Below are 23,875 nucleotides of genomic sequence, written 5' to 3' on the forward strand. Positions count from 1 at the left end.
TTCTTACTTCCTTATAAGATGAGTGGCTGGATTGCCTACGACTGTGGCGCCGGGCGGGACACTGCGTGTCACGACGGCTCCCATCCCGACGACCGCGCCGCGACCGATGATCAGAGGATGGTCGGGCGTGCCCTGTTTAATCACGGCGTCGGCGCCTATATAGGCATGGTCATGGATATGAATGTTGCCGTTGCATTTGACGCCGGGGGCGAAGGTGACAAAGTCGCCGATGATGCAGTCGTGTTCGACATAGCTGTAAAGATTGGCGTGGAAATGCTTGCCAATCCGGATGTTCGAGGTCAGGGTCACGAAGGGGCTGAGTGCAGAGCCTTCTCCCACAGTGACGTCGTCCATGGTGATGACATTGGCTGCGCGCACGCTCCATGACTGGACGCCGTCGGTGGCACAGCGACGGGCCAGAGCTTCGCGCACGTTTCCGTTTGCAATAGCGATGATCGCATAGCGGATATCGGCCTCGGTTGCGAGGAATTCGTCGTAGGTCAGCACTCGGTGTCCATTGATCAGGCGTGCTGCCGGGTTATCGTCAATAAACACGAGCCGTTCTGTTCGAATGCCCAGTTCGTCGAGTTGGGCCTTTGCCAGAGGCATGATGCCGCGGCCGCAGCCGCTGGCGCCGTATACGGCATACAAGGGAGTGTTCATGCTTTGCGCCTTGTTGTTTCGGTTTTCGTTTCTGAAAGCGTTGATCCGGTGAATCGGGAAGTGGTTGCTTCGCCTTGGGCACTGATGCCGTCGCGAACGACTACTTTTTTCAATGTCATGAAGAGGATCTTTATGTCGAGCGACAGTGATTGATGTTCTATGTACCAAACGTCCAGCCTGAACTTGTCTTCCCAGCTCAAGGCATTGCGGCCATTGATCTGCGCCCATCCGGTGACTCCCGGGCGCACTTCATGCCGCCGGTATTGTTGCGCGCTGTACAGCGGCAGGTATTCCATGAGGAGCGGGCGCGGCCCGACCAGACTCATATCGCCTTTGAGTACATTCCATAGTTCGGGCAGCTCATCAAGGCTGGTGGAACGCAGCAGGCTGCCAAATGGCGTCAGGCGCTGACTGTCCGGCAATGGCTGTCCGCTGGCATCGACGGCGTCGAGCATGGAGCGAAACTTGATCATTTCAAAGGGGCGGCCGCCGAGCCCCGGGCGAGTCTGGCGAAACAGCACAGGCGATCCCAGCTTTCGCGAGATCTGCCAGGCTACGACGCCCATTACCGGGGCAAGCAGCACCAGGGCGGAAGCAGACAGCGTTATATCGAGCAGGCGCTTAATCATTGGATACCCATTTCGTGCAACATCACTGCGTTGACTTTGTGCACGTCATACTTGGTTTCTGCAATGTCGCGCGACCGGGTTCCCATGCGCGCGGCAAGTTCCGGTTCATCCAGGAATCGCTGCATGGCAGTTGCCAGAGCATCGGCCGACCTGACCGGTACCAGCCAACCGTTGACGCCGTCCATAACCGTTTCGCGGCAGCCTGGCGCGTCTGTCGTGATGACTGCCCGGCCCATGGCCATTGCTTCGAGCACCGTGCGTGGCGTGCCCTCGCGATAAGAGGGCAGGACATAGACGCTGCATGCCGCAATGGCGGGCCGCACGTCTGCGAGGCGCCCCAGGTAGTTCAATGTTCTTTGTCCTGTCCAGGCGTCAAGCTCTGCCTGTTTGATGGCGTCGGGATTTTCATCTATCCATCCCACCAGGCTGAACAGGACGTCAGGCCGCCGGGCGCGGATTTGCGCAGCGGCCTGAGCGTACTCACGGACGCCCTTGTCGCCCAGCAGCCGCGCAATCAAGAGAAAATGGGGGGCGGCCGGCAGAGCCGTTGGGTGATACTCGGCCACGTTCACGCCGGAGCCGTTGACCACGCAAGAGGGCGTGGCGGGCGGCAGTATGCTGAACGTCCTGAACAAGGCTTCATCGTCCGGGTTCTGAAAAAATACCTTTTCGGTCCTGCGCAGACCCAGGGAGTAAAGTCCCTGCACCAGGGAACGCAGCAGGCGTCGGGCTTTGCCGTCGCTCTGCTGGCCCTGAAATGCATACCCGAGACCGGTCACCAGGGCAAACCTGTGCGGCACGCGGGCCAGCCATCCGGCCAGCGATCCATAAATGACCGGTTTGATGGTGTAGCCCATGACGAAGTCCGGTTTTACGGCCCGCATCAGCCGCCATAGATGCAGCGTGCATTTCAGGTCTGCGACGGGACTCATGCCTGTGCGATGCAGCGGGATGTCGTGAATGATCAAGCCTTTCGCTTCCAGGCGTTGGCGCATGGCATCGCCCTCCGGGAGATCCGGCGCGGCGACATGCACTTCCAGATCCGCGGCTTGCAGCGCTTCGATCAGAGCGCCGCGAAACTGCAATAAGGAGTCGGGGAAGCCCGCTATCAACAAGAATTTCATGATTCGGACACTTTTGCCGTAATAACAAGGGGTGGTGGGGGAATGGCCTGGCGTAGGCGGGACTGGCGTCGCGGTTTGCCCAATAAGGAGATGAACAGGAAGATCAGCATGGGCGCGAACATCCATTTCTGCCTTACCGAAATTCCCAGGTTGGCCGTGGTCATGGCCAGGATGACCCAGGTCAGCAACGAATACAGCCATAAGAAGGCGCGATTGCTCTCGACTGTGTATTTGCCCCGTTTTGCAATCTTTATGCCACCGGCGATGAAGAGGAACAGCAGGACCACATTGTCGAGCGAGGCGGCCAGGGCAAAGACGCTCGTGGCTTCGAAAGGCAAGGGCCTGAAGAGATAGCTGTACAACTGCAAGGGCAGGCTCATGGAGGCTATGTCAATGCTGCTGCCGCCTTGTGTATTGACGGATTGGCGCTGCTCTACATAACTCATCAGTTCATCGGTGCCGGCTCCTTCACCGACCCCGGCATAGTTCAATGCAAACGGGACCATGGCGGCCGTCGCCGCGAGCGCCACGCCGCCAAGTATCAAACGTCGCGGCAAAGGTATCTTTCGTTGCATCACAAGAGAGCCGGTCAGTGCGATAAGCATGGTCCCGGCTATATGCGGGCGCACCAGCAGCATGATGCCTATTGCGCACGCCATGATTAGCGTCCTGCGCCTCATGTCCAAGGCGCACCAGAGCGCCAGGCCTGCAGCCATGAACGCAAGCGAATCCTTGCCCAGCGCCGCCGTCCAGAAACTGATGGACGGCAGGAAGACGATCAGTGTGGCGAAGTGGCGCATGAGCCGCGACTTGTCAGCGATCGCCGCGCGCAAACTGGCATCGAATGCCAGCAGGCCTATGGTGCCGAAGATGTTGAACAGGATGCACGCACCCAGGAATGACAGGTTCAGGCCGGTGACGAAAAGTGTGGCGATACTGACTACGGCACCGGTACCAACCGACAGCATGAATTCGCCGTTGGACGCCTTCAGGTAGTACACCAGGGCATCGGCGCCATTGCTGATGGCGTACATCGTATAGACGACACAAAACAGGGAGTGCCAGACATAAAGCAGGAAAGTTCGCCGCACCGGTGTACCCAGGCGCTTGCCCACTGACAGGGAAATGAACAGGCCGGCCAGATATACCAGCAATGTGCTGGCGAGCTGGATAGGCGAATCGATCAGGGACATCCGGCTCAGCTTCTTTGCATCGATGCTGATTGCATCAGGTCGGATGTCAGCATGTTCTTGACCAGCCGGAATTTCCCGCTGGGTTCGCGTGGTATTTCGTCGACCAGATCAAGCTGGACCGTCACCGAGGTCCCTAGCCGCAAAGTCATCGCATCAATGAAATTCTGCTGCTGGTCGCGCGTGAACCGCGCATTGGCGACCACGGCAATGTGAACGGCATGCGCTTCTTTCTGCATGACTTGAAAGCAGATGATGCCGTCAACATCCTTGGTGCAGTTGCTGATGTTGCCCAGGTTGACTTTGCCATTTTCCGGCGACCAGATGAAATCGGATGTTCTGCCGTCAATGTATTCGACCACCGGAAAGCTGGATCCGCATGCGCAGCGGAAAGATTCTGGTGCAAGCTTGATTCGGTCGCCGATGCGATAGCGTACCAGGGGCGTGCCGTGGGTCGTGAAAGAGGTGACCAGGATTTCGCCTTCATCCGCGGGCTGCATGTTCTCGTCGACGACCTCGAATACGCCTGTCAGGGGATGAATATGCAGCGATCCGTGAGGGCATTCCAATATGAATGGCGCACCTTCCGAGGCCGCGTACTGGTCAACGACCTGGCAGCCGAATACCTCCGAAATGACCGAGCGGTATTGCGGCAATACCGTTTCCGCCGTGGGAAAGAACGCCGTGACCTTGCCGTCATACTTGAGGTTACGCTCTTGCGCCATAGTGCACAGGTCATAGACGCTGGACGGGAAACCTACGATATATTCCGGCTTGAAACTGCAGAAGGCACGCCAATAGGCGTCGAAGTTCTGCTGGCTGATATGAAAAGTGGAAAAGAAGCGGATCTTGTTGATGTAGTCGTCGCGGAATACATTGCCGTTTTCCAAGTCCTGGGGGCGCACCAGGCTCTTGCCGCTGAACCAGGCAACTTTCTTGCCCAAGCGGTAACCGTAGCGGGCCCGGAAGTGGTCCTTCAGCGCAAAGCGTTCCTGCATGTCCTTGTGTGCATAGATGACCTTCATCGATGCGCCGGTCGTACCGCCGGTGAGGCTCACTATTCCCTCTTTCTCTTCGATAGTCCGGATTGTGTCCATGTGCGCCAGCAACTGTGCTTTTTCCAAAATGGGAAACTCGTGCAAGGGCTTGCCCCGATGCTTTCGATACCAGGGTGAGTTCTGCGTGGTTGACTGCAGGAATTCGTCGAGCCGGTTCTGCGCTTCATGCGCGATCTCTTGCTCGCTGGCGTTCTCGAAGCGTCGGTAGTAATCGCCGTAAGCCTTGTAATGACCTTTGTGGCGCTGCTTGTACAAAAAAGTGTTGTAGAGGCTGATGCCTATGTTCTGGCCGACGATCGGCGCGTACTTGAGTATGAAATCTTTTAAAGCCATTTTTCACCAATAAACAGGTTGACAAGCAGCCGTTAAGCCTGCGGGCGGTAAAGCATTTCGAATTTGTCCACGGCATGCGCCAGAGTGAAGTTTTCTTCGATGCGCTGTCTGGCGCGCGCGCCTAGTTTTTCCCGGTCAGATCCGGGTGTGCGCAGCATGCGCAACAGGCCGCTGGCCAGCTCGGGTACGGAGTTTTTTTGAACGACCAGTCCGGTTGTGCCCAGCAGCACGCTGGCATCGCCTACATCCGTCGTAACGCAAGGCAGACCCACGCACATGGCCTCGCCCAGAACGTTGGGGAAGCCCTCGGTCAGGGAGTGCAGGCAGAACACGTCCATGGCGCTCATGCAGGCGGCTATGTCGGCTCGCTCACCAAGCAAGAGGAAGCGTTCGGGAAATCCCGTTGCGGCGATCAGTTGCACCAACGTTTCGTTGGCCGCCGTCAGGTCGCGGCCTACCAGCAGGAAATACGCATTGCGTTCTTCGCGGCCGGCTACGGCCGCTGCGCGCACAAAGCTCGCATGGTCCTTCGCGGCGCTATACCTGCCGACAGAACCGACGACGATCGCGTCGTCGGGCAGATTCAGCGCACGGCGCAATGCTTGCCTGGCCGTGTCGGAGTATTGGAAAGCTTGCGGGTCATAACCGTTGTGAATGACTTGCATGCGTGTGCTGTCATACCCGGCATCGGCATGCACCGTTCGCGCCGACTCGGCAACGCAGACGATACTGCTCGGCAGCAGATGAGACAGCCATGCGCATACTTTGCGGATCAGCCGTTTCAGGCGCGTGCCACCCGATTCAAAATGGGAATTCCGGATGCCCCACAATATGGTTTTCATGCCTAGTCGCCGGCCGGCCAGTCCACCCAGCAAGTCTGCGTAATACATCCAGCATTGCAGGACATCCGGCTTATTCGCGCGCAAGGCGTCGACCAGGCGGAAATACACTTTGGGTGTATCGGCAATGCTGCGCATACCCAGCGCAGTCACCGGTACGTCCATTTGTTCGAGCCCGGGACCCAGGACGCCTTTTGTGGTCAGCGAGATGACCCGGTGTTCGAAATTCGGATTGTTCTTGTGGGCGTCGACGAGGCGGAACAGGAAACGTTCTGCGCCACCCACGTCCAGGCCCACGATGACATGAGTGATTTTGGTGGGGTGCTGTATCGTCATTATTGTGTTTCCAGCCATGCCTGGAACATCAGCAGACTCCATAGCCGTGCCGAAAAATCCTGTTTTCCTTCCAGGTGCAGGCGCCATGCCTGGCGAACCGGAGCCGGGTAGAAAAAACCTTCCCGGCGCAAGCGGTGTTCGTCCAGCAATGCTTCGGCCCAGTCGCGCAATGGTCCGCGCAGCCAGGCGGCCAAGGGTATCGAGAAGCCTTTCTTAGGGCGCTCGATCAGTTCGCGAGGAACATGCCGGTACAGTACTTCGCGCAGCAGCCATTTTCCTTTGCCATCGCGCAGCTTAAGATCAAGCGGCATGCGCCATGCCAGTTCGATGACGCGGTGGTCCAGCATCGGGATCCTGACCTCCAGGCTGTTTGCCATGGCGGCGCGGTCGACTTTGGGCAAGATGTCATCGACCATGTACGACTGAGTTCCTACCGCCATCATCCAGTGTTCGAAACTGTCGGTATGGGGCCAGTCATGCGGCGTATTGAACAGGCTGGCAGGTTCCCGGGAGCCAATCGCAATGTGCTCGGGATGTTCCCAGTGGCTGCTGAGCCGGTGGTAGAAGGATTCCCGGCTGTCGGAAGACAACAGCCCGGCCGCCTTATGGATCTTCTCGCCACTGAGCGAGCGCTTGGCTCGATCAGGCATGAGGGGGCCAAGCGCTTTGAGTACCGAGTCCCACGACGACGCGGGCAGCTTTGCCATGGCGGCTGCGGCGATGCTGCGTAGCGGTGCCGGCAGCCGGCTGATCTTGCGCCATAGGGCGGGAGCGAACTGATACGTGTTGTAGCCGCCGAACAGTTCATCGCCGGCATCGCCGCTTAGTGAGACGGTAACGTGTTGCCTGGCCAGTTGGCAGACAAGGAAAGTGGGTATCTGCGAACTGTCGGCGAATGGCTCGTCATAGATTTCCGGAAGCCGCGGAATCACCGCCAATGCATCTTCGGGCTGTACGTACAACTCGGTATGGTCAGTGCCCAGATGTTTGGCGATAACTTTGGCATGCTGCGCTTCGTTATAGCGCGCATCGTCGAAACCTATTGTAAAAGTGCGCACTGGCCGCGAGCTCTGGGCTTGCATCAGGGCGACGATGGTGCTGCTGTCTATGCCGCCGCTCAAGAACGCGCCCAGCGGCACGTCAGACAGCATCTGGGCGCCTATGCTCGTGCTTAGCTGCTGTTCCAGTGCGTCGGTGGCTGCGGTGACCGTACCCTGGAAGGGATCATTCAGGCCGGCATGGATAGTGTCGTTCATTCTCCAATAGGCGGTCGATCTGGCCGTGCGGGCAAGGCGGGGATCTCCCAGGGGGATGCTGATGTAATGCCCCGCGCACAGTTTGTTGATGCCTTGATAAATGCTGTGCGGCGCGCTGATGTAGCCGTGGCGCAGCAATAGCGCTATGGCATCGCGATTGACCGTGGCGTGGAACGCAGGATGAGCCTTCAAGGCCTTCAGTTCGGAACCGAAGAGCAGGGTGTCATTTTGCCAGCCCCAATAGAGCGGTTTCTCGCCCAGGCGATCACGTGCCAGCGTCAGTTGCTTTGATTGCCGGTCCCATAGCGCAATGGCAAACATGCCGACGCTGGCTTGCAGCGCTTTTTCCGTACCCCAGGCTGCGATGCAGGCCAGTAGGGTTTCGGTATCGGAATGGCCGCGCCAGGCCAGTTGGACGCCTTCGCTATGCAAGCGCTCGCGCAACTCGAGATGGTTGTAGATTTCGCCATTGAAGGCAATCACATAGCGACTGCACGCCGAATGCATGGGCTGGTGCCCGGCAGGAGACAGGTCCAGGATAGACAGGCGGCGGTGGGCCAGCGTCAGGCCCGACGTCTGGTCCGTCCATACGCCGGCATCGTCAGGCCCCCGATGCGAAATGGCGTTGGCCATATTCAAGCCGATGCCATCGCTTTCGTTTGTGCTGTGGGGGGAGTAGAAGCCTGTCAGGCCGCACATAAAAATCCTTGTATGGGAGTCATCAAATTGAAGCCAAGCGTTTGGGGGCTAATACGTTCAGGTAGGCGTCGACGGCGTGGGTAACTCCGAAGGCTGCTGCCCGCTTTTCGACGTCGGGTGGCGAGGCGTTGGCGAATGTCTGAGTGATGGCGCTGGCGAGCGCGCCGGCGTCACCGACAGGCACCAGGCGGCCCCATCGGCCTTGTTCCAGTATTTCTTCCGGGCCGCTGGGGCAGGCAGTGCTAATGACCGGCGTGCCGCAGGCCATGGCTTCGACAAGCACGTTGCCAAAGCCTTCCCATCGGGACGAGAGCACGAACACTGAAGCACGGTGCATCCAGTTGTATGGGTTGTCCTGAAAACCTCCCAGCAATATGTCGGCGCCATAGGGCGAAGCTGCTTTAAGCGACTCCAGCAGAGGGCGCTCGCCGCCTTCGCCCAATATGACCAGGCGAGCGGGTGTCGTGGTTCGCAATTGGTTGAATGCCTTGATGAGCGTGGGAAAGTCTTTTTCCTTGCTGAGGCGTCCGACACCGATGATGACGGGCGGCTCGCCCTCGGCGAACCAGGGATGATCAAGCGCCACACGGCTTTTGATTGCCAGCTCATCAGTCTCTATCGGGTTGTGGCGTGTAGTCACAGCGTTGCGGGGGTATCCCAATGTTGCTGCAAGGTCTTCGGCCACGCCGTCGGACACGGCCACGATGGCATCCGCCTTGCGGTATGAGATGGCCATCAGCCACGGCAGCGCCTTCGAAATCAAGCCGGCGTTGTCCGCCATGGCCTGCGATAAATTGGCATGTTCGGACAGAACCAGGCGCGTCTTGCTGCGCGAGAGCACGCGGGCCCACACGGCAACAACGTTGACATAGTTCATCGCCGAGAGCATGGCTGCGGGCCGTTCGCGTCTGAGGTATCCGGCCAGGGCGAAGAGGCTGGTCAACACGCGCTTGCCCTTTAGGTCTACCACTCTGACCTTGGGATCAACATGAGACCGGTAGATACCGGCGTCTTTGACCAGCACCAGGTCTACCGGAATGCCCCGTCGGGCAATTCCATTGGCCAGCGACACAATGACACGCTCTGCGCCGCCACCGTGTAGCGATGGAATGAACAAGGCAATCTTGCCTGGGATCCTCATGCACCCACCGCTGTTTGAAAATCTTTACTGAGACTTTCCCTGATGGTGTCGAGACGCACCGGGGTTTCGCTGAGCAGAGCGGTGGTAATGTCCTGCGCCGAGCGCTTGCTGAACTGCGCCATGGATACGCAGGATGCTGGCCGGCCGCAGTAAGTGAACATATGCAGGACTTTCGGATCCCACTCGAAGCCGACTACCGGAACTTCCATAGCCATGGCGGTGACTGCGGCATGCATGCGGTAGGCGGCGAGGGCACGATAGCTGCCGATTTTCTGGATCAAGTCGGTGGGGTCTTGTATGGTGGTGCATACGGTGATTCCCGGGAACCTGGGAACCAAAGTCGCCCAAAGCTCCTGGGCGAACTCATTGTCCGCAGCCGAGCCGTTCGAAAGCACTTCGATCTGATCGGCACCAACCTGGGGCACGAGAGCCTGGACCACGTCTGCCCACCAACGCAATGCATACTGTTTGTCCGACATTGGGTGTTCGGGTGTAAGTGTCTTCAGGATGGCCGGGGCAATTACGCCCAGCCCCACTACGCTGCCGGACGCCTGTTCCGCTGTCTCTCTTTTCAAGTAAAGCGCGCTGTCGAAGCCGGCCTTGACCTTGTGTTCATGGCGCTTCCCGGCTGTGGCGCTGATCAGCGCGAAGGAGTGGCTGTCGCGGCACATCACGCTGCGCATTGCCGTCGATTTCACTATCCTCGACACAATCAGCCTGGCCAGCCAGCTGTATTGTTTTCCTGCCCCTACCGAAAACAACTTGACCGGTATATTGTTGCGCTCGCATTGCTGCACGATGCGCAGGATCAGCAGCGGAAAATTCAGAAAGTTGTCCATCATTAAATTACCGCCGCCGATAATGACTTGTTCGTACTTCGGAATGTCGTAGCCGGCTGCGATCTTTTTGTAGCGCGTGAAATAGAACAGGACAGCGATCGCATAGTTAACGGCGGCCGACTGCAGCAAAGCGTTCTTGAGCGTGCTTTTTTTTGGCTTGCCATGCGGAAGTGTGAAGCTGCTGGCTTGGACCGAGTTGCCATAGAAGTCCCTGAAATCCGCGGCTATGCCATGGTCGCGGCAGAGCCGCTCGATAGCCAGTTTGATGATGCCGTCGCCTACGTTTCTGGAAGAATATTCCCCAGCAAACAATGTCTTGCTCATTTCTGTACCCTTCGTCCCGCTCATAGTCAGTGGCCTGTGTGTTTGCATCGTGCCTGCTCAGGCTTGCGTCCCGGAGGCTCGCTTGCGCAAGATGCCGGGCAGGATGGTTTTAAATTTCCTCTTGATCAGTGCGTAGCCTTCGATATTGGCAAGGTGGCTGATGCCGATATAGAGCACTGAAAAGGCAAGGCCGCCGCTCACTGCTGCCCACACGGCCGACAGGCCCAGGGCGTTCAATAGCAACCAGCTGGCAATTGCCGCAATGCTTGCCGCGATCACGGGCTTGAGCATGTCCTTGATCTGTTCGGCCAGGCGATAGCCGATCAAGGCGTTCGAGTAATACATATACGGTGCCGAGGACAACACCACTGCAATGATCTGTCCTATCAATATTCCCACGATGCCATAAGGCACCGAGGCGGCCAGCAATACCAGGTGCAGTCCTTTCTTCACCAGCCCCAGGTATAGAATCAAATCCGTACGCCCTTTGACTTTAAGCATGTTGAAGTTGACGGTATGGATTGGCAGCAGAATTCCGGCCAGGCACAGCAACTGCAAGTAAGGCACGGCAGGCAGCCAGCGCTCGTTGAAAGCCACCTCGAATAGAGGCTGCGCCAGTACGGACACGGCCAGCAGTCCAGGGGTCACCACGAAGAACAGCAACTGGATGACAAGCCGGTACATTCTCTTCAGGTCGGTGTCGTCGTCCTGAATGCGAGCCATGGCGGGATACGTGGCTTGCTGGACCGCACTGTTGGCCTGGTCGACGATCAGGTCCCGGATGCGCTTGGCGAAGTAATACAGGCCAGTGATCTCCGGGCTGAACAGCTTACCTATCACCAGAATGTAGGAATTCTCGTAAAGCACATTCAAGGTGCTTTCGAGTGTCAGCTTTGAGCCGAACCCGAACATGTACTTGAACGACGCCATGCTGAAGGAAAGGGTGGGGCGCCAGGTGCTGGATAGCCAGAGCATCCCCGTGGACACCAGCGCCGACACGGTGAATTGGGCGACCAGGCTCCAGACGCCAAAGCCCGCGTAGGCCAGCGCGACTGCTATCAGGCCGGCGCAGACGGTCGCCGTCGAGTTGATGCGCATCAGGGACTTGAAGTCCATGTTCCGGTTCAACAGTGCCAGCTGGACTACTTTCAGCGAATTGATGAAGAGCACCAGACCGGTGACGCGTATCAGGGTGGTCAACTCCGGCTGCTCATAGAAGCTGGCGGCCCAGGGCGCCACCAGATACACCATCAGGTAGACGAGGAAACTGAACGCAAGGTTGGTAAAGAAGGCGGTCGAGAGATCAAGCGGCGTAATGTCTTTCTGGCGAATGATGGCCTGGCCAAAGCCCGATGTCATCAGGGCGTCGGCCAATGCATAGCAAATGGCGATCATGGCCATCAGCCCAAACGCTTCGGGAACCAGGAACTTGGCCAGGAATAGCGTGAATACGACCGAGGCTCCCCGGCTAATAAACATATTGGCCAGGTTCCAGACGATCCCTATTCCGATTTTGCTGTTCAGGCTAGTCACGACGTTGGGCCTTCGGCCTCGTATTCATAATTGGTGTATCGGTAGTTGCCATATTTGGAACCATAGCGGCGGGTGCTGACTGCCTGGTCATTGAAGATGACGCCTTTGACCTGTGTGCCCGCCTGCAGCAGGCGCTTGGAAGACTCTTCCAGTTCGCCCAGCGTGCTGACACCGGCGCGTGCAAGCAGGAATACCGTGCCGGCGTGGGGCGCCAGAGCCGTGGCGTCCGAGACGGCGAGTACGGGGCTGGTGTCCAGCAGGATCAGGTCGTAGCTGGCCGAGAGGCCGCGCAATATGGATACGGTGGCCGGCGACATCAACAGTTCTGCCGGGTTAGGAGGCAGCACGCCAGTGGTCAGCAGGTCTACGTTGGGTACAACATTCTTGTGCAACACCTCTTCCAGCGGCAGGCTGCCGGCAATCAGTTCGCTGAAGCCATGACGGCGCTCGAGCCCGAAGTATTGGTTGATATAACCCTTGCGCAAGTCGGCATCGATCAGGAGCACGCGCTTATTCGCCGCGCCCAGTATCGTTGCAAAGTTGACGCTGGTAAACGACTTCCCGATGCCTGGAGTAGGGCCCGTAAACAATACGATGTTATTCGCGGCGTCCAGCATGGCGAACTGCAGAGCGGTTCTCAGGCTGCGCAGGCTCTCGATGGCGGGATCTTTAGGCGAGACATGGGCCAGCACGTGGCTGCCTGGAACACGCGTCGAAACGAGCTTGTGCAGATCAGCTTGCGGAGGCGAATGCGGAACGGTCGCGAACACATGCAGACCTAGCGCTGATTCGATATCGCTGGGATCCTTGATGCCGGGGCGCATCATGTTGCGCAACAGGGCTATTCCTATGCCCAGCGCCAGCCCGAACAGCGCGGCGATGCTCAGGATCATCATTCTGTTCGGCTTGATAGGGGTTTCGGGAACCACGGCGGTATCCACAACGCGCACATTGCCGACCTTGCCTTCTTTGACCAATCTGAGCTGCTGGGCGCTATTAAGCAGGTTCACATAAAGTTCCCCATTGACTTTCACGTCGCGTGTCAGATTGAGCAACTGCTGCTCCAGGTCGGGCAGTTGTTTGATCTGCCCGGTAATTTGAGTGATTTCTTTCTTGACGGCGCCGATCTGCTGGTCAATGACTCGCACGCTCGGATGCGCATCGGTGAATTGCGCTGACAGTTCCCGTCGCTGCTGCTCCAGCTCGAACAGCTTCGTCTGCAAGCCCACCGAGGTATGCAATGACAGCGTTCCTTCGGTGCCCAGGTCGAATGTTTCATGGGCGTCGCGGAACTCGGTATATTTGTCTGCCGCTTCGTCCATTTTGCGTTTCAGTTCCGGCAGGAAGTCATCGAGGAAGGCCAGCGATTTTTCCGCCTCGGCCGCCTTTCGTTCGACATTCTGGCGTACGTACGCGGATCCCACTGCGTTCAGAATGCGTGTGATCCGGGCCGGGTTCGTGCCGGTCAGCGTAAGCGACAGTACGCCCGACTGCTTGCCTTTTTCCGTAATCACCAGGCTGCCTTGCAAGCCATTTATCATGGCCAGCCTTGAGCGGCGTTGCACGTTAAATTCGGCGCCTGGCTTGCCTTGCAGCGTGTTGATCAGTATGCGCCCGGCTTCACCGCCGGATTCAAACTCAGCGGATACGCCCACTTTGCCGTCGACCAGTTTCTGCCCTTCGGGATCCAGCAACTGGTAGCCGTCCTTTGTGGCGAGCACCGTAAGGCTTTGCCCTTCCAGCTGCGCAGGTACGTCCAGGTGTCCCAGTCGTATCTTCTCGGTTCCGGATACATAACCGCCAATACCCATGAAGCCTGGGTCAGACAGATCGCTGGCGCGCGCCGCCAGCCACGAGCCCACAAAGGGAAGGTAGTGCGGACTCGCGCTGATATACAGTTGAAGATTGTCCACGGCGTGGCCCACCACGAGCCGCGACTTGAGTATCTCCATTTCTGCGGACGCAGGAGATTGCACGTCGAAGAGCGAGGACATTTCACTTAATGCATTGCTGCTGGTCCCCTGGCTTTGCTCGACCTGGATCAGGCTGTCGGCTTGGTATACCGGCTGGCTCAGGAAAGCGTAGACGCCGCCAAGCACTGCGGTGACAACCGCCACGGAAATAATCAGCCAGCGAGCCTCCAGGACCACGTCAAGCAAACTAAGAAAATCAAAGTCGTCGTTGTTCCGGAGCTCGGATAGGGCAGATGAGGCGTTGTCGGTAGGTGTCGTCATTCAGTATCTCTTAACTCAATAGCCTGATGCGGTTGGCCCAAAAATGGACGCCGCGGTCGATTTCCGCATGGGCGGCCTCGAATGCAATTCTTGATAGCCGGTAAGGGTCGGCGATCTGGAAAGCCTTGTCCGGGCCCAGGTCGCCCAGGCAGTGGATTTTTCCGCGAGCCAGTGGATAACGGGTCTCCAGTTCCTGCCGGTGGCCGTCTTCCATGACCAGCAGGAGATCGGCTTGCGTACACATCCAACTGGTCAGTTGCTGAGCGCGATGGGCCGATATGTCCAGACCATGTTCCGCGGCGATAGCCTGCGCCAGTGGATCGGCCGGCCGGCCCACCAGCGCCGACAGCCCCGCCGACCAAATATTTTTGTCAGGGAGCTGCTCTTTGAGCAAGGCTTCGGCAACGGGGCTGCGGCAAATGTTGCCGACGCAGACGAGAAGAATGTTATCCATGAGAGCGCGGCCTACTTGGTGGTATTTCGGGTGTTGATGAGCAGGCTGTCATAGCTTGGTATCAGGTGGCCGATTACACGGTGCCAGCGAACGACGGGTGCGGCGTCAATGAAGACAACGTCGCGGGCCTTCAGCTGGAAGTCGTTTGCCAACATGAATGCGGAAGGCGATCCGGCATCCAGGTGATAAATTTCCGCCTTTCCTTCGGGGTCTTTATCATGCGGGACCTTGCGGATGACATATATTTGCCCCGCATCGGCAGTAAGCGGGCTGGCGCCGCCGGCCTCGCCAAGCGCCTCGGTCAGTGACAGGCGGCCGTCCTGCATTTGCAGCGCGCGTGGGGTCCACACTTCTCCCAGAACAAAGATCTTGGATTCGTTCCTGCTTACTACACGAAGCAGGTCGCCATCGGCCAACATAATGCGATTGGGGTTCACGCCCAGCCGGGTAAGCTGTGGCAGATTGATTTCTACCGAGTTGTTTTTGCGTGTCAGAATCAGCGTTGATCGGTCCGCCTCGGGCGTGAACCCGCCGGCGCGATTGATGGCCTCGGGTAAGGTCATGGGTATGTCATCCATGGTTTGTAGTCCGGGGGCCCGTACTTCGCCATCGACATAGATCCGATCATGGCGGTAGGCCTGCACGCGTACCGTAAGTTGCGGATCTTTGATGTACTTGGCGATGCGCCTGGTCAGAAGCTCACGTGCCTGGTTCTCGGTCAGGCCGGCAATCTTGACTGGGCCAACGAAAGGAAACTGGATGGTGCCGTCCGGATTCACGTTATAGCCGTTGCCCACGTCAGCCTGGCTGGATGAGCCCATGCTGCGGTTGGATGTGGCCGGGGCGAGCGCCATTTCAGGATGACCCCAGACCACGATATTGACAATATCGCCGGGGCCAATCGTGTAGGATTTTCTTGAACCGTACAGTCGCTTGACCTCTGTCTTGACCTCTTTTGCCTGGGCTTGGCGCTGTTGCACGATGAGTTCGCCTGTTATTGAGGTGAGCGCACCCGCTGGAGCGGCGTCAGCTTCTATTGCCGCCTTGTCATTCACTGGGTCACCCATGTACATGCCAGGGGAGAGGGCGCATGCAGACAGCAGGACGGACATTCCCACCACGGAACAAAGCGTGGCGCAACGTGCAGGGAAACCAGCAACCTGGCTTGAAAGCGATACTTTCATCAAATGAACTTTAAAAAAAAACAGGGATATAAAACGGCCGGGCAGGCTACCGCAGTGTTTTTTGCCATGACAGGCAAGAAACACTGCAAGGTGCGAACCCTTAATCCGATAGTGGGCGGCGGGAACACTTGTGTCTCGCGCTTCTTACTGCGGCGATACACGTCACTCTTGGAACACTCAAACAGCTAGAAATGGCTAGGCAAGTTCTAATTGACCGTGCTGCACTTTGAGTGTTTTCTGTTGCCCCAGAATGTGCATTAGCAGCACAACGCGCTCGGCGCCCACTGCTTGAACGACGCCTTCTATGCCGTCCAGGGCGGTATTACGTAACCGCACACGGCGCCCTGGCTGGAACGGGCTAATGCTGGAAACATCAGCGTTATTGCGCTGTGCTTCCATGTCCTGGATGGCTTGCAGCACGTCGGGTGAGACCACCGCCAACTCGGTGCCGAATGTCACGAGGCTGTTGACTCCTCGACTGGATCTTGCGACCGCTACCGATTGCTTCTCACTGGCGGGTTTGAAGAACATATATCGGGGAAACATGGGTTCATAGGCGGCAGATGCTTCGGTAAGCCCATCGATTTCCTTATTGCCGGGCTGCACGGCTTGCTTCTTGATTACTTTGAAGAGGGGCAAGTATGTTTCGAAACCTTGTCGCTGCAGGTTGATCTCTGCTACGGACTCCTGTCGAGGCTTGGTGTACGCCACATACCAATTGGCGCTTGGCTCTTGAAGAGACATTGCATGGCCAATTGGCGCATGAGAAAAATCGTTTCTAGGATGTTTGTCCTGTTTACAAAGCAATTCGCATCCGTCCTATTCAAAGCGCTACGTATTTGCTGCACGTATCGACAAGTGTTTAGTGACGTTGAACTCTATCAGAGCAGTTTGGATGCCCTGTAACAAACCGCGTTTGTTTGCGACTGAACGCTATTGCAGCAATCTAGGCGAAAAACGGAAAGATATAACGTAATAAAACGTACTTATTACGTTTGTATGAAGGTTGTAGCCATTGCAGAACCTGAATTTACAATTCTTGAGGTTCTTTTCGGGCGGCATCCTATAACATGTACGCTCTAGTAATCTATAGGTAATTTGGCGTAATGGACAGGGTTCTTATCGTGCGTTAAACGTATAAAAGTAACTGGTAGCATGTGCTATTATTGGATTAAGCTACCATATGTGACAGGATTTGGGTGGTAATACTAAGCCCAATAGGCTGTTCAGCGATCAGGCAATTGGCCGATGCTGTAGCTTCTTGTTGTTTTATATTGGTATAAACCCGACAATTTTGCCACTGCCAGCTAATGCGTCACCGCGTCAGCTGTATGGTACGGCTTGTTCATTTGCCCACTTTTCAATAGCGTTAACGGCGGAATACTCTATGATTAATTCCAAGCTCGATTCCGCCTACAAGGCTCAATGGGGAGCCGTTTCCTTCCACCCGAGAGATCGCATGGCCGCCCGGACGCTGCATATATTGTTCCATTTTCTTGTCGGCATCGCCCTGGCTGCTTTTTTGCTTCCCGAGGGCGCGGCGATTGTACTGGGCAGCTTTGTGCTGGTTATTGCTATGAAGGCGCTGTATGACTATGTTGATACAGGTAGCGTCAAACTGGCCTGTGCTGGGGCGATAGCATTAGGGGGGCTAGTGTCGTGGGGAATTTCACTACTCATCTAGTCGTGGTCCGATAGTAAGTACCGACAAATAAAAAAACCTGCGTGGCGAAGGCCGGGCAGGTTTTTTTTGTGCTGACTAGTATTCTGGAGGCGCAACTCGGAATCGAACCGGGGTGGACGGATTTGCAATCCGCTGCATGACCACTCTGCCATTGCGCCATTTGGCAACCAAGTATTGGAGCCAAGCCCAGGATTGTACATGATTCTGGCGAGACCTGTTGCCGCAGGCTTGCCTTACCGCATCACCAGGCCACCATCTACATAAAGTACCTGGCCCGTCATGAAGCGGCTCCAGTCAGAGGCAAGAAACATCACCGGTCCTGTCACATCTTCTGGGGTGGCAATGCGGCGCAGCGGCGTTTGTCCGGCCAGTTGTTCACGTATCGATTCGCGGGTTTCCCGGCTGGCTTCCGTGGGCCAGACCAGCCCCGGTGCGACGCAATTGACTCGTATGCCGTAAGGACCCAAGTCAGCGGCCAGGTGTCGGCTGAAACCGACCAGTGCCGCCTTCGCCGTCGCATAGTCATGGTAGGGCACCACGGGATGTTCCACCAGATCACTGGAAATATTCACGATACTTCCGCTGGCGCGTTGGCGCATATGGGGTAGGACCGCCTTGCATACATTGCAGGCGCTTTGCACCGCGCCGTCGAATTGTTCTTGATATGCGCCCCAGTCCAGTTCCTGGAAACGGCGCCGATGATCGGGGTTGAACCGATACGCGCGAAAGGCATTATTGACGACAGCGTCAATGCGGCCGGTTTCCGCAAGCACTTGCGCGATCATGTCTTCCACTGCCGCCGGGTCCATTACGTCGGCCCTTATGGCCCAGGCATCGCCGCCCAATTCTTTGCAGCGCTCGACGACCTGGTCTGCGGCCTTTTCGTTGCGCAAGTAATTGACCACCACCAAAGCGCCTTCACGGGCAAAGGCCTGGGCGATGGCGGCGCCTATGCCCCGGCTGGCGCCGGTGACGAGTACCACTTTATTTTTGAAGTCCATGTCTGTTTCCTGTTTCCGATCTTTATTCTGCACGGGGAATCAAATCCACAGCCACGACGTCGCGTATTGTGATGGGCCGGCTGATCAAATCCAGTTTGAGGTAAGCGTCGGCGGCTGCTTGCAGCGTATCCAGGTTAAGCACACCCAACCCCAGCCTGCGTGTCAGTTCCGAGACGCTGGCGCGATTGCGTATTGCGATGATTTCCGCGTTCAGCGCGGGGTCTTGTCCATCGATGGCGCGCCTTACCGCCAGTTGCGCTGCGCGTTCGGGATCGCTGATCATCCATTCGACGCTGCGGCGGTAGGCGGCAATGAAGCGGCGCAGCTTGTCCTTGTCGTGCTGGTAGGTGGATTCGCGCACCACGAACAAATCGCTGGAATAGTTCAAGTACTTCGCGACCTCGATCACATTGACGTCCCCCAAGCCACGCCGCCGGGCAAGCGCCAGGCCGGTATCGGTGGCGGCCGTGGCATCAACCTGACCCTGTATAAGCGGGACGAAATTGAGCAGGCCAGTCACCACGACGGTCACATCGGCCTCGCTGAGCCCGGCCTGTTGCAAAAGAATCTGCAAATTTTGCCGAGTGCCGCTGGACAGGCTATACACGCCAATTCGCTTGCCCTTGAGGTCGGATGGCTTAGTGATGCCGCTGGACGTCAGCGACACGACATTGAATACATTTTGCGGGTAGATGTCATAAATGGCGCGTAGCTTGGCGCCTTTATCGAGCGCGGCAAAGAAAGAACCGGGATCGGTGAACGCGACATCGGCCTGGCCGCTTAATAGGTTGCGCAGGGCATCGCCACCTCCTGCGCCGGGAAGGTAGTTCAGCGCCAGCCCCTGATCGCGGAAAAAACCCAGGTCCGGCTCAGCCAGCAGATTGGTGATCTCGGTGATAGGTTTGCTCCAGCCCGCCAACGTGAATTTTTCAAGCTCAGGAGCCTGGGCCCAACTGGTTTGCATAACAAGCGCCAGGGCAATGCCCGCGCCTAGCGCCGCCAGGCGCCGCAAAAATAGCGTTCGTATGAGTGTCATGATTGTTGACGTCCTGATTGGGTGACGGTGTAGGGGCGCAGCAGTCGCTTTTGCACCCACACGGCGGCAAGATAAAGCAGTAAACCTTCAAGGGTAATGAGCGTAAGCACGGCAAACATCAGCGGCGTGTCCATGGAGCCTTGTGCCGCGATGATGAGGGCGCCCAAGCCTTGGCTGCCGCCTATGAATTCCCCCACCACAGCGCCGACCAGCGCCAGGACGACCGCCATGCGCAGTCCTGCGAGGATGACCGGCAGCCCTGTCGGCACATGGAGGCGCCACAAGGTTTGCCAGCGTGTGGCGCCCAGCATGCGAAACAGTTCCCGACGGGATAAGTCCGTTTGGCCGATGCCGGTCATTGTGCTTTCCAGCAAGGGAAAGAAGCAGACCAGCGCGGTAATGACGACCATAGGCAGCGTGCCGAAGCCCAGCCAAACGGTAAGCAGTGGTGCAAGCGCAAGCTTGGGCATGACCTGGCTGGCCACGACATAAGGCATGAACACGCGACGGCCGAAAGCTGATTCACCCAGCAACAGTCCGCAGGCGAATCCGAATATTCCACCAAGCGCCAGGCCCGCGATGACTTCCAGTGTGGTTTGCGCAATATGCGGCCAGAAGTAGCCCGAATACAATCCTCGCCATAGCGACCGCGCTACCGTGGATGGCGCCGGCAGTACAAGGTCCGACCACGCAAAAGCGGTAGCGGCCCATTCCCATACCACCAAGACCGCCAGCAGCAGCATCAGCGACCAGATTCGTGACGATTTCCAGAGGCCGGCTTTCATTGTGTCGTATCCATGACCTGCCGCAGGCTGGCGCAGATCTCGTTGAATTGCGTACTGTGACGCAGGCCGGATGATCGGGGGCGGGCGAGGGGTATCGATTTTTCGCAGGTGATGCGGCCTTTGTCCATCACGGCCACGCGATCGGCAAGGTAGACAGCCTCGGCAATGTCATGCGTGACAAACAAGACCGACGTGCCATGCTGGCGACAGACCGCTAGCAAAATATCTTGAAGCTCTTCGCGTGTCAGCGCATCAAGCGCAGCAAAGGGCTCGTCCATCAGCAGCAGTCGAGGTTGCGTGAGCAGGGCCCGTGCGATGGCTACTCGGCTTTGCTGGCCACCCGAAAGCTGATGCGGATACCGATCATGCATTGTTCCCAGGCCTAGTTCATCGAGCAGTGCTTGTGCATGTGCGGTATCGGCGGCATCGGGCGAGCGTTGTAGGGACACCGGCAGCAGCACGTTGTCGAGTACGCTCAGCCATTCCAATAATGTGGGGGCTTGAAACACGAAACCTGTAGCCGGGCTGGGACCGCGCACTGGCTTGCCTTCGAGCGACACGCTGCCGGCTGCCGGCAGCAGCAGCCCCGCGGCCAGTTTCAGCAGTGTCGATTTGCCACAACCGCTGCGCCCCAACAAACAATGGATAGCGCCTGCCGGCATGAGCCAATCTACCTCGTTGACTGCGACCGGCGCATCAGGGTAGCGATAGCTGACCTGACGCATACTTAAGAAAACATCATCCATAGCGATCTGGTATTTAGTCCCTGTATAAGGCCAAAGCCTCGGCGGCTTGTTCCGCCGAAGCTTCAATGTCAACCATGCGCACAAGATCCAATAGGCTGAAGCGTCCGTCATGATGCCAACCGGCCGCAGGCATCGTCATCGTGCCCAATGCGCAGATACGGGTGGCGCCCGCTTGCGCGAACAAAGGCGCCAGGCGAAATAGCTCTTCGGGGCTGGCAGCCAGCCCCACTGTTTGCAGGAAGGCGCTCTGGCTGCCTAGCCAAAGCGCAGCGTCGTCCAGGGTGTCGACCGCCACGACGCATGCCGTGCGATTCAATGCGCCTGGCGGCGACGCCTGTGGCTTGTCGATATAAGCCACGCACCAGGGCGCGTCCACAGGCCCCAGCAATTCGATAGGCTCGCCTCGCAGTTGGTGTAGTTCGAGTGCTTGTCGCCAACTGGCTGCGGCGGCGGATTCTTCCAGTGATAAGGCTCGGCGCGGAAATGCATGTTGCAGTGCTGCCACCTCGCCAGCGAGTTGGCAGGCGAATTCGTGCGGGGAAACCTGCGCGCCTCGTTCGACGTAAAAAACTTGTGGTGAATAGCAGCCTTGTTGATCCCAGCGTACGATGTCCAATGCTGCCTGCCTGGCCGTAAGCTGGGATTGTCTGGCGTCCAGGGCCGTGGCCGAGATCAGGCCGGCGCTGAATTTGTGGCCGTGGGACAGCAAGCGCTTGCCTACAGGCAACTGGCGCTGCCAGGCGGCAAGCGCCGTATCGCCGCCATATACCGTCAGTACGTCTGCATGCTGGCATAGCGTCTGTTCCAGCGCCGTTTCACCCCCTGGCCACCAGGCGATGGCGAAGACGCCGGCAAGCCGAGGCTCAACCTCGGCAAGCGAGCGTGCGAACCAACCCGCGAACAAGGGCTCGTCGCTGGATACCTTGCCTACATTGCCGGCTTTCACCAACAGTCCAGACACCATGCTCCATAGCGGCAGGCCAGGGACGTTTCCAGCCCAGACATGCCCCAGCAACGCAGGGCCGTAGGCGCGTGTCCAGCCACCTTTTGCACGAGGGCGGAAGTCGTCAAGCAGGCCTGGGTCGCCAAAGTCTTCGACAAGAAAGCGCAGCAGTTGTGGCCGGCGAAAGGCCTTCAGGCTGGCGTTGATGCCCAGCCTCACCATCTCGTGATCGAAGCCGCTAACGATGGACAGCATGCGTTCGATTTCCTGACGGCCGGGATCGTCGGCGTCCAGCATGCGGGCGATGGTGCGATCGATAACATCCACGATTTCCAGAACAGGCAATGAGGCCAAGTGGCCCCGTGCGGCTGCGCTTACCGTGGTGGCTACCGTTTCCAATTGCGATGGCGTGAGCCTGGGCAAAGCCACTTCCAGCCGCTGTCCATGGGCCTCGAAAGCCAGCGTTTCCCACGCTAAAGCGCTGGCCGCGATGCCGGGAATATAGCCGCCCACGGCCTTGAGAGCGGGTTTCATGCCTTTGCCGCTTGCAAAAACGCATCCATTGCCATGGAGCAGCCCTTGGCCTGAGCGCCCTGTGCGCGCCCCAACAGCAAGAAGCCGCCGTCGACTGCCACGCCCACATCCTCGGTAAGAATGGTGGTTACCGAATTGAAGTTCGCCAAGTCGCAATGCGCCAACACGCCACGTTCGCCTGCCGGCACGTCTTGTCCGGTGATTGGGTCTACGGTACGTGATCGTATCCAGTGCGGCCCCGACTTGATCGCCGGTTGCGTGGCGTTGCCATCGTCATAGAATTGGGTGCTGAGTTCGGTCATGCCGTACATGTTGATGCATGCGCTGGCAGGCACTCCAAAGTTTGCGCTGAGCTGGCGATAGAATTCGTCCGTCGCCATTTCGCGGGATTGACCTTTGAACCCGCCGGTATCAAACAAGCGGCTGCCCGGCGGTAAAGAAAAAGCCAAACCCTGCTGTTGCAGCGCGTCCATAAGATGAACGAAGCTGTAGCTGGCGCCGAGCAAGGCGTAAGGCTCGCCATCACGCTGCACTTGCGTCAACGTTTCGCATAGGCGTTCGGTGTCCATACCCTGAGGACCGATGAAGTAGCTGCTGCCGTCAGCCCCAAACCCGTCGAGCGCCAAGCCGAGATAGTGCGCCAGGGACGAATTGGGCATCATATCTTCTGTTGGAAACAGGATGCCCATGCGCAGCCGTTTCATCCCGCGCATGAAGCGCTCTGCAAAGTGCAGCTTCATGGAGTGGTCGTACACGCGCAAGTGGGGATGGTAATGGCGGCCCTTGCTATCTATGCGCGTGGTGCCGCTGGTCATGAATACCCGTTCGCAATGCTCTGGCGGCACGCAACTAAGCGTCAGGTCTTTGAAGGCATTGATGGGGACAGCAGGAATGTCGCGCCAGTGCTTTACTGTTCGTGCCGTTTTTCCCTGTTGCCGGCAATAGCGCTGGAATGCCAGGTTATGCCGGAACTGGTGGGTGAATAGTCGTAGCGCAAGGGCGTTGAATTCGTCGTCGCCGCCCTGGGGCCGGCTCATGAATTCCAGCAGGTCTGTCAGAATTTCCGGCGCTATCGCTGGCGCAGTGGTATCGGCTTTTGTCACGGTTGCCCTTTCGTTGGTGTTACCGGCAGGGCCGGCATAGTGCTCCGAAAGGGTCGTAAATAGTGGCAAATTTTGCAGTTGTACTGCGCGGGCCGCAGCTGCACAACTCACTCTCCTTACGTCGGTATGATCCGATTCAAGTTCACGGGTTCGTTCTATTCATCTCAGTGCCCGCCTTTTCAGGCTGCAACACACCCCGGAGCATTG

21 protein-coding genes and 1 tRNA gene are annotated in these 23,875 nt (G+C 57.8%); 1 reads left to right on the forward strand and 21 read right to left on the reverse strand.

Annotated elements, in window-relative coordinates; all coding sequences use genetic code 11:
- Window positions 1-3: 3 nt before the first annotated feature.
- The 14 genes from ABWO67_RS05080 to ABWO67_RS05145 form a co-directional block, all read right to left on the reverse strand.
- Window positions 4-663 (reverse strand): NeuD/PglB/VioB family sugar acetyltransferase, encoded by a 660-nt coding sequence (locus ABWO67_RS05080; RefSeq protein ID WP_353148445.1) that lies wholly within the window; start codon window positions 661-663, stop codon window positions 4-6.
- Window positions 660-1,292 carry a sugar transferase gene (locus tag ABWO67_RS05085; RefSeq protein ID WP_353148448.1) on the reverse strand — a complete coding sequence of 211 codons (633 nt, stop codon included), beginning with the start codon at window positions 1,290-1,292 and terminating at the stop codon, window positions 660-662. The genes ABWO67_RS05080 and ABWO67_RS05085 overlap by 4 nt, the downstream gene beginning before the upstream one ends.
- Window positions 1,289-2,416: a glycosyltransferase family 4 protein gene (locus ABWO67_RS05090; protein WP_353148451.1), complete on the reverse strand. Its 1,128-nt coding sequence runs from the start codon at window positions 2,414-2,416 to the stop codon at window positions 1,289-1,291. Before ABWO67_RS05090 ends, ABWO67_RS05085 begins: the two co-directional genes overlap by 4 nt.
- Window positions 2,413-3,609, reverse strand: a complete 1,197-nt coding sequence (locus ABWO67_RS05095; RefSeq protein WP_353148454.1) for a hypothetical protein — start codon at window positions 3,607-3,609, stop codon at window positions 2,413-2,415. Before ABWO67_RS05095 ends, ABWO67_RS05090 begins: the two co-directional genes overlap by 4 nt.
- A 5-nt stretch (window positions 3,610-3,614) precedes the next feature.
- Complete coding sequence (locus ABWO67_RS05100; RefSeq protein ID WP_353148457.1) at window positions 3,615-4,997, reverse strand: phenylacetate--CoA ligase family protein; 1,383 nt, start codon at window positions 4,995-4,997, stop codon at window positions 3,615-3,617.
- A gap of 32 nt (window positions 4,998-5,029) precedes the next feature.
- Window positions 5,030-6,172, reverse strand: coding sequence for a glycosyltransferase family 4 protein (locus ABWO67_RS05105; RefSeq protein WP_353148460.1), 1,143 nt, complete (start codon window positions 6,170-6,172; stop codon window positions 5,030-5,032).
- On the reverse strand, window positions 6,172-8,127 hold the full coding sequence (gene asnB, locus ABWO67_RS05110; RefSeq protein ID WP_353148463.1) for an asparagine synthase (glutamine-hydrolyzing): 1,956 nt from the start codon (window positions 8,125-8,127) through the stop codon (window positions 6,172-6,174). The genes ABWO67_RS05105 and asnB overlap by 1 nt, the downstream gene beginning before the upstream one ends.
- Window positions 8,128-8,149: 22 nt before the next feature.
- The gene (locus ABWO67_RS05115) at window positions 8,150-9,268 is read right to left on the reverse strand and encodes a glycosyltransferase (protein WP_353148465.1); all 1,119 of its coding nucleotides are present in this window, start codon (window positions 9,266-9,268) and stop codon (window positions 8,150-8,152) included.
- Window positions 9,265-10,431 (reverse strand): polysaccharide pyruvyl transferase family protein, encoded by a 1,167-nt coding sequence (locus tag ABWO67_RS05120; RefSeq protein WP_353148467.1) that lies wholly within the window; start codon window positions 10,429-10,431, stop codon window positions 9,265-9,267. Before ABWO67_RS05120 ends, ABWO67_RS05115 begins: the two co-directional genes overlap by 4 nt.
- Before the next feature lie 57 nt (window positions 10,432-10,488).
- Window positions 10,489-11,964 (reverse strand): lipopolysaccharide biosynthesis protein, encoded by a 1,476-nt coding sequence (locus tag ABWO67_RS05125; RefSeq protein ID WP_353148470.1) that lies wholly within the window; start codon window positions 11,962-11,964, stop codon window positions 10,489-10,491.
- On the reverse strand, window positions 11,961-14,198 hold the full coding sequence (locus tag ABWO67_RS05130; protein ID WP_353148473.1) for a polysaccharide biosynthesis tyrosine autokinase: 2,238 nt from the start codon (window positions 14,196-14,198) through the stop codon (window positions 11,961-11,963). The genes ABWO67_RS05125 and ABWO67_RS05130 overlap by 4 nt, the downstream gene beginning before the upstream one ends.
- Window positions 14,199-14,208: 10 nt before the next feature.
- On the reverse strand, window positions 14,209-14,652 hold the full coding sequence (locus ABWO67_RS05135; protein ID WP_353148476.1) for a low molecular weight protein-tyrosine-phosphatase: 444 nt from the start codon (window positions 14,650-14,652) through the stop codon (window positions 14,209-14,211).
- An 11-nt stretch (window positions 14,653-14,663) separates the two neighbouring features.
- Entirely contained in the window at window positions 14,664-15,836 is a 1,173-nt protein-coding gene (locus ABWO67_RS05140; RefSeq protein WP_353148478.1) for a polysaccharide biosynthesis/export family protein, read from the reverse strand.
- A 195-nt stretch (window positions 15,837-16,031) separates the two neighbouring features.
- On the reverse strand, window positions 16,032-16,580 hold the full coding sequence (locus ABWO67_RS05145) for a transcriptional activator RfaH (RefSeq protein WP_353148480.1): 549 nt from the start codon (window positions 16,578-16,580) through the stop codon (window positions 16,032-16,034).
- Between the two features lie 643 nt (window positions 16,581-17,223).
- On the opposite strand from ABWO67_RS05145, the gene ABWO67_RS05150 reads away from it, so the two are divergent.
- Window positions 17,224-17,520: a hypothetical protein gene (locus ABWO67_RS05150; protein WP_353148482.1), complete on the forward strand. Its 297-nt coding sequence runs from the start codon at window positions 17,224-17,226 to the stop codon at window positions 17,518-17,520.
- Between the two features lie 84 nt (window positions 17,521-17,604).
- Here the strand turns inward: ABWO67_RS05150 and ABWO67_RS05155 are convergent.
- The 7 genes from ABWO67_RS05155 to ABWO67_RS05185 form a co-directional block, all read right to left on the reverse strand.
- Window positions 17,605-17,678 (reverse strand) — tRNA-Cys (locus ABWO67_RS05155).
- Between the two features lie 75 nt (window positions 17,679-17,753).
- Entirely contained in the window at window positions 17,754-18,521 is a 768-nt protein-coding gene (locus ABWO67_RS05160; RefSeq protein ID WP_353148484.1) for a 3-oxoacyl-ACP reductase, read from the reverse strand.
- A 22-nt stretch (window positions 18,522-18,543) separates the two neighbouring features.
- Complete coding sequence (locus ABWO67_RS05165; protein ID WP_353148487.1) at window positions 18,544-19,557, reverse strand: ABC transporter substrate-binding protein; 1,014 nt, start codon at window positions 19,555-19,557, stop codon at window positions 18,544-18,546.
- Window positions 19,554-20,342, reverse strand: a complete 789-nt coding sequence (locus ABWO67_RS05170) for an ABC transporter permease (RefSeq protein ID WP_353148490.1) — start codon at window positions 20,340-20,342, stop codon at window positions 19,554-19,556. Before ABWO67_RS05170 ends, ABWO67_RS05165 begins: the two co-directional genes overlap by 4 nt.
- Complete coding sequence (locus ABWO67_RS05175; protein ID WP_353148493.1) at window positions 20,339-21,088, reverse strand: ABC transporter ATP-binding protein; 750 nt, start codon at window positions 21,086-21,088, stop codon at window positions 20,339-20,341. The genes ABWO67_RS05170 and ABWO67_RS05175 overlap by 4 nt, the downstream gene beginning before the upstream one ends.
- A gap of 13 nt (window positions 21,089-21,101) precedes the next feature.
- Window positions 21,102-22,565 (reverse strand): acyl-CoA reductase, encoded by a 1,464-nt coding sequence (locus ABWO67_RS05180; protein WP_353148496.1) that lies wholly within the window; start codon window positions 22,563-22,565, stop codon window positions 21,102-21,104.
- The gene (locus ABWO67_RS05185) at window positions 22,562-23,602 is read right to left on the reverse strand and encodes a LuxE/PaaK family acyltransferase (protein WP_353148499.1); all 1,041 of its coding nucleotides are present in this window, start codon (window positions 23,600-23,602) and stop codon (window positions 22,562-22,564) included. Before ABWO67_RS05185 ends, ABWO67_RS05180 begins: the two co-directional genes overlap by 4 nt.
- Window positions 23,603-23,875 lie beyond the last annotated feature (273 nt).

Source organism: Pollutimonas bauzanensis, from assembly GCF_040393045.1.
Classification (GTDB): domain Bacteria; phylum Pseudomonadota; class Gammaproteobacteria; order Burkholderiales; family Burkholderiaceae_B; genus Pollutimonas; species Pollutimonas bauzanensis_A.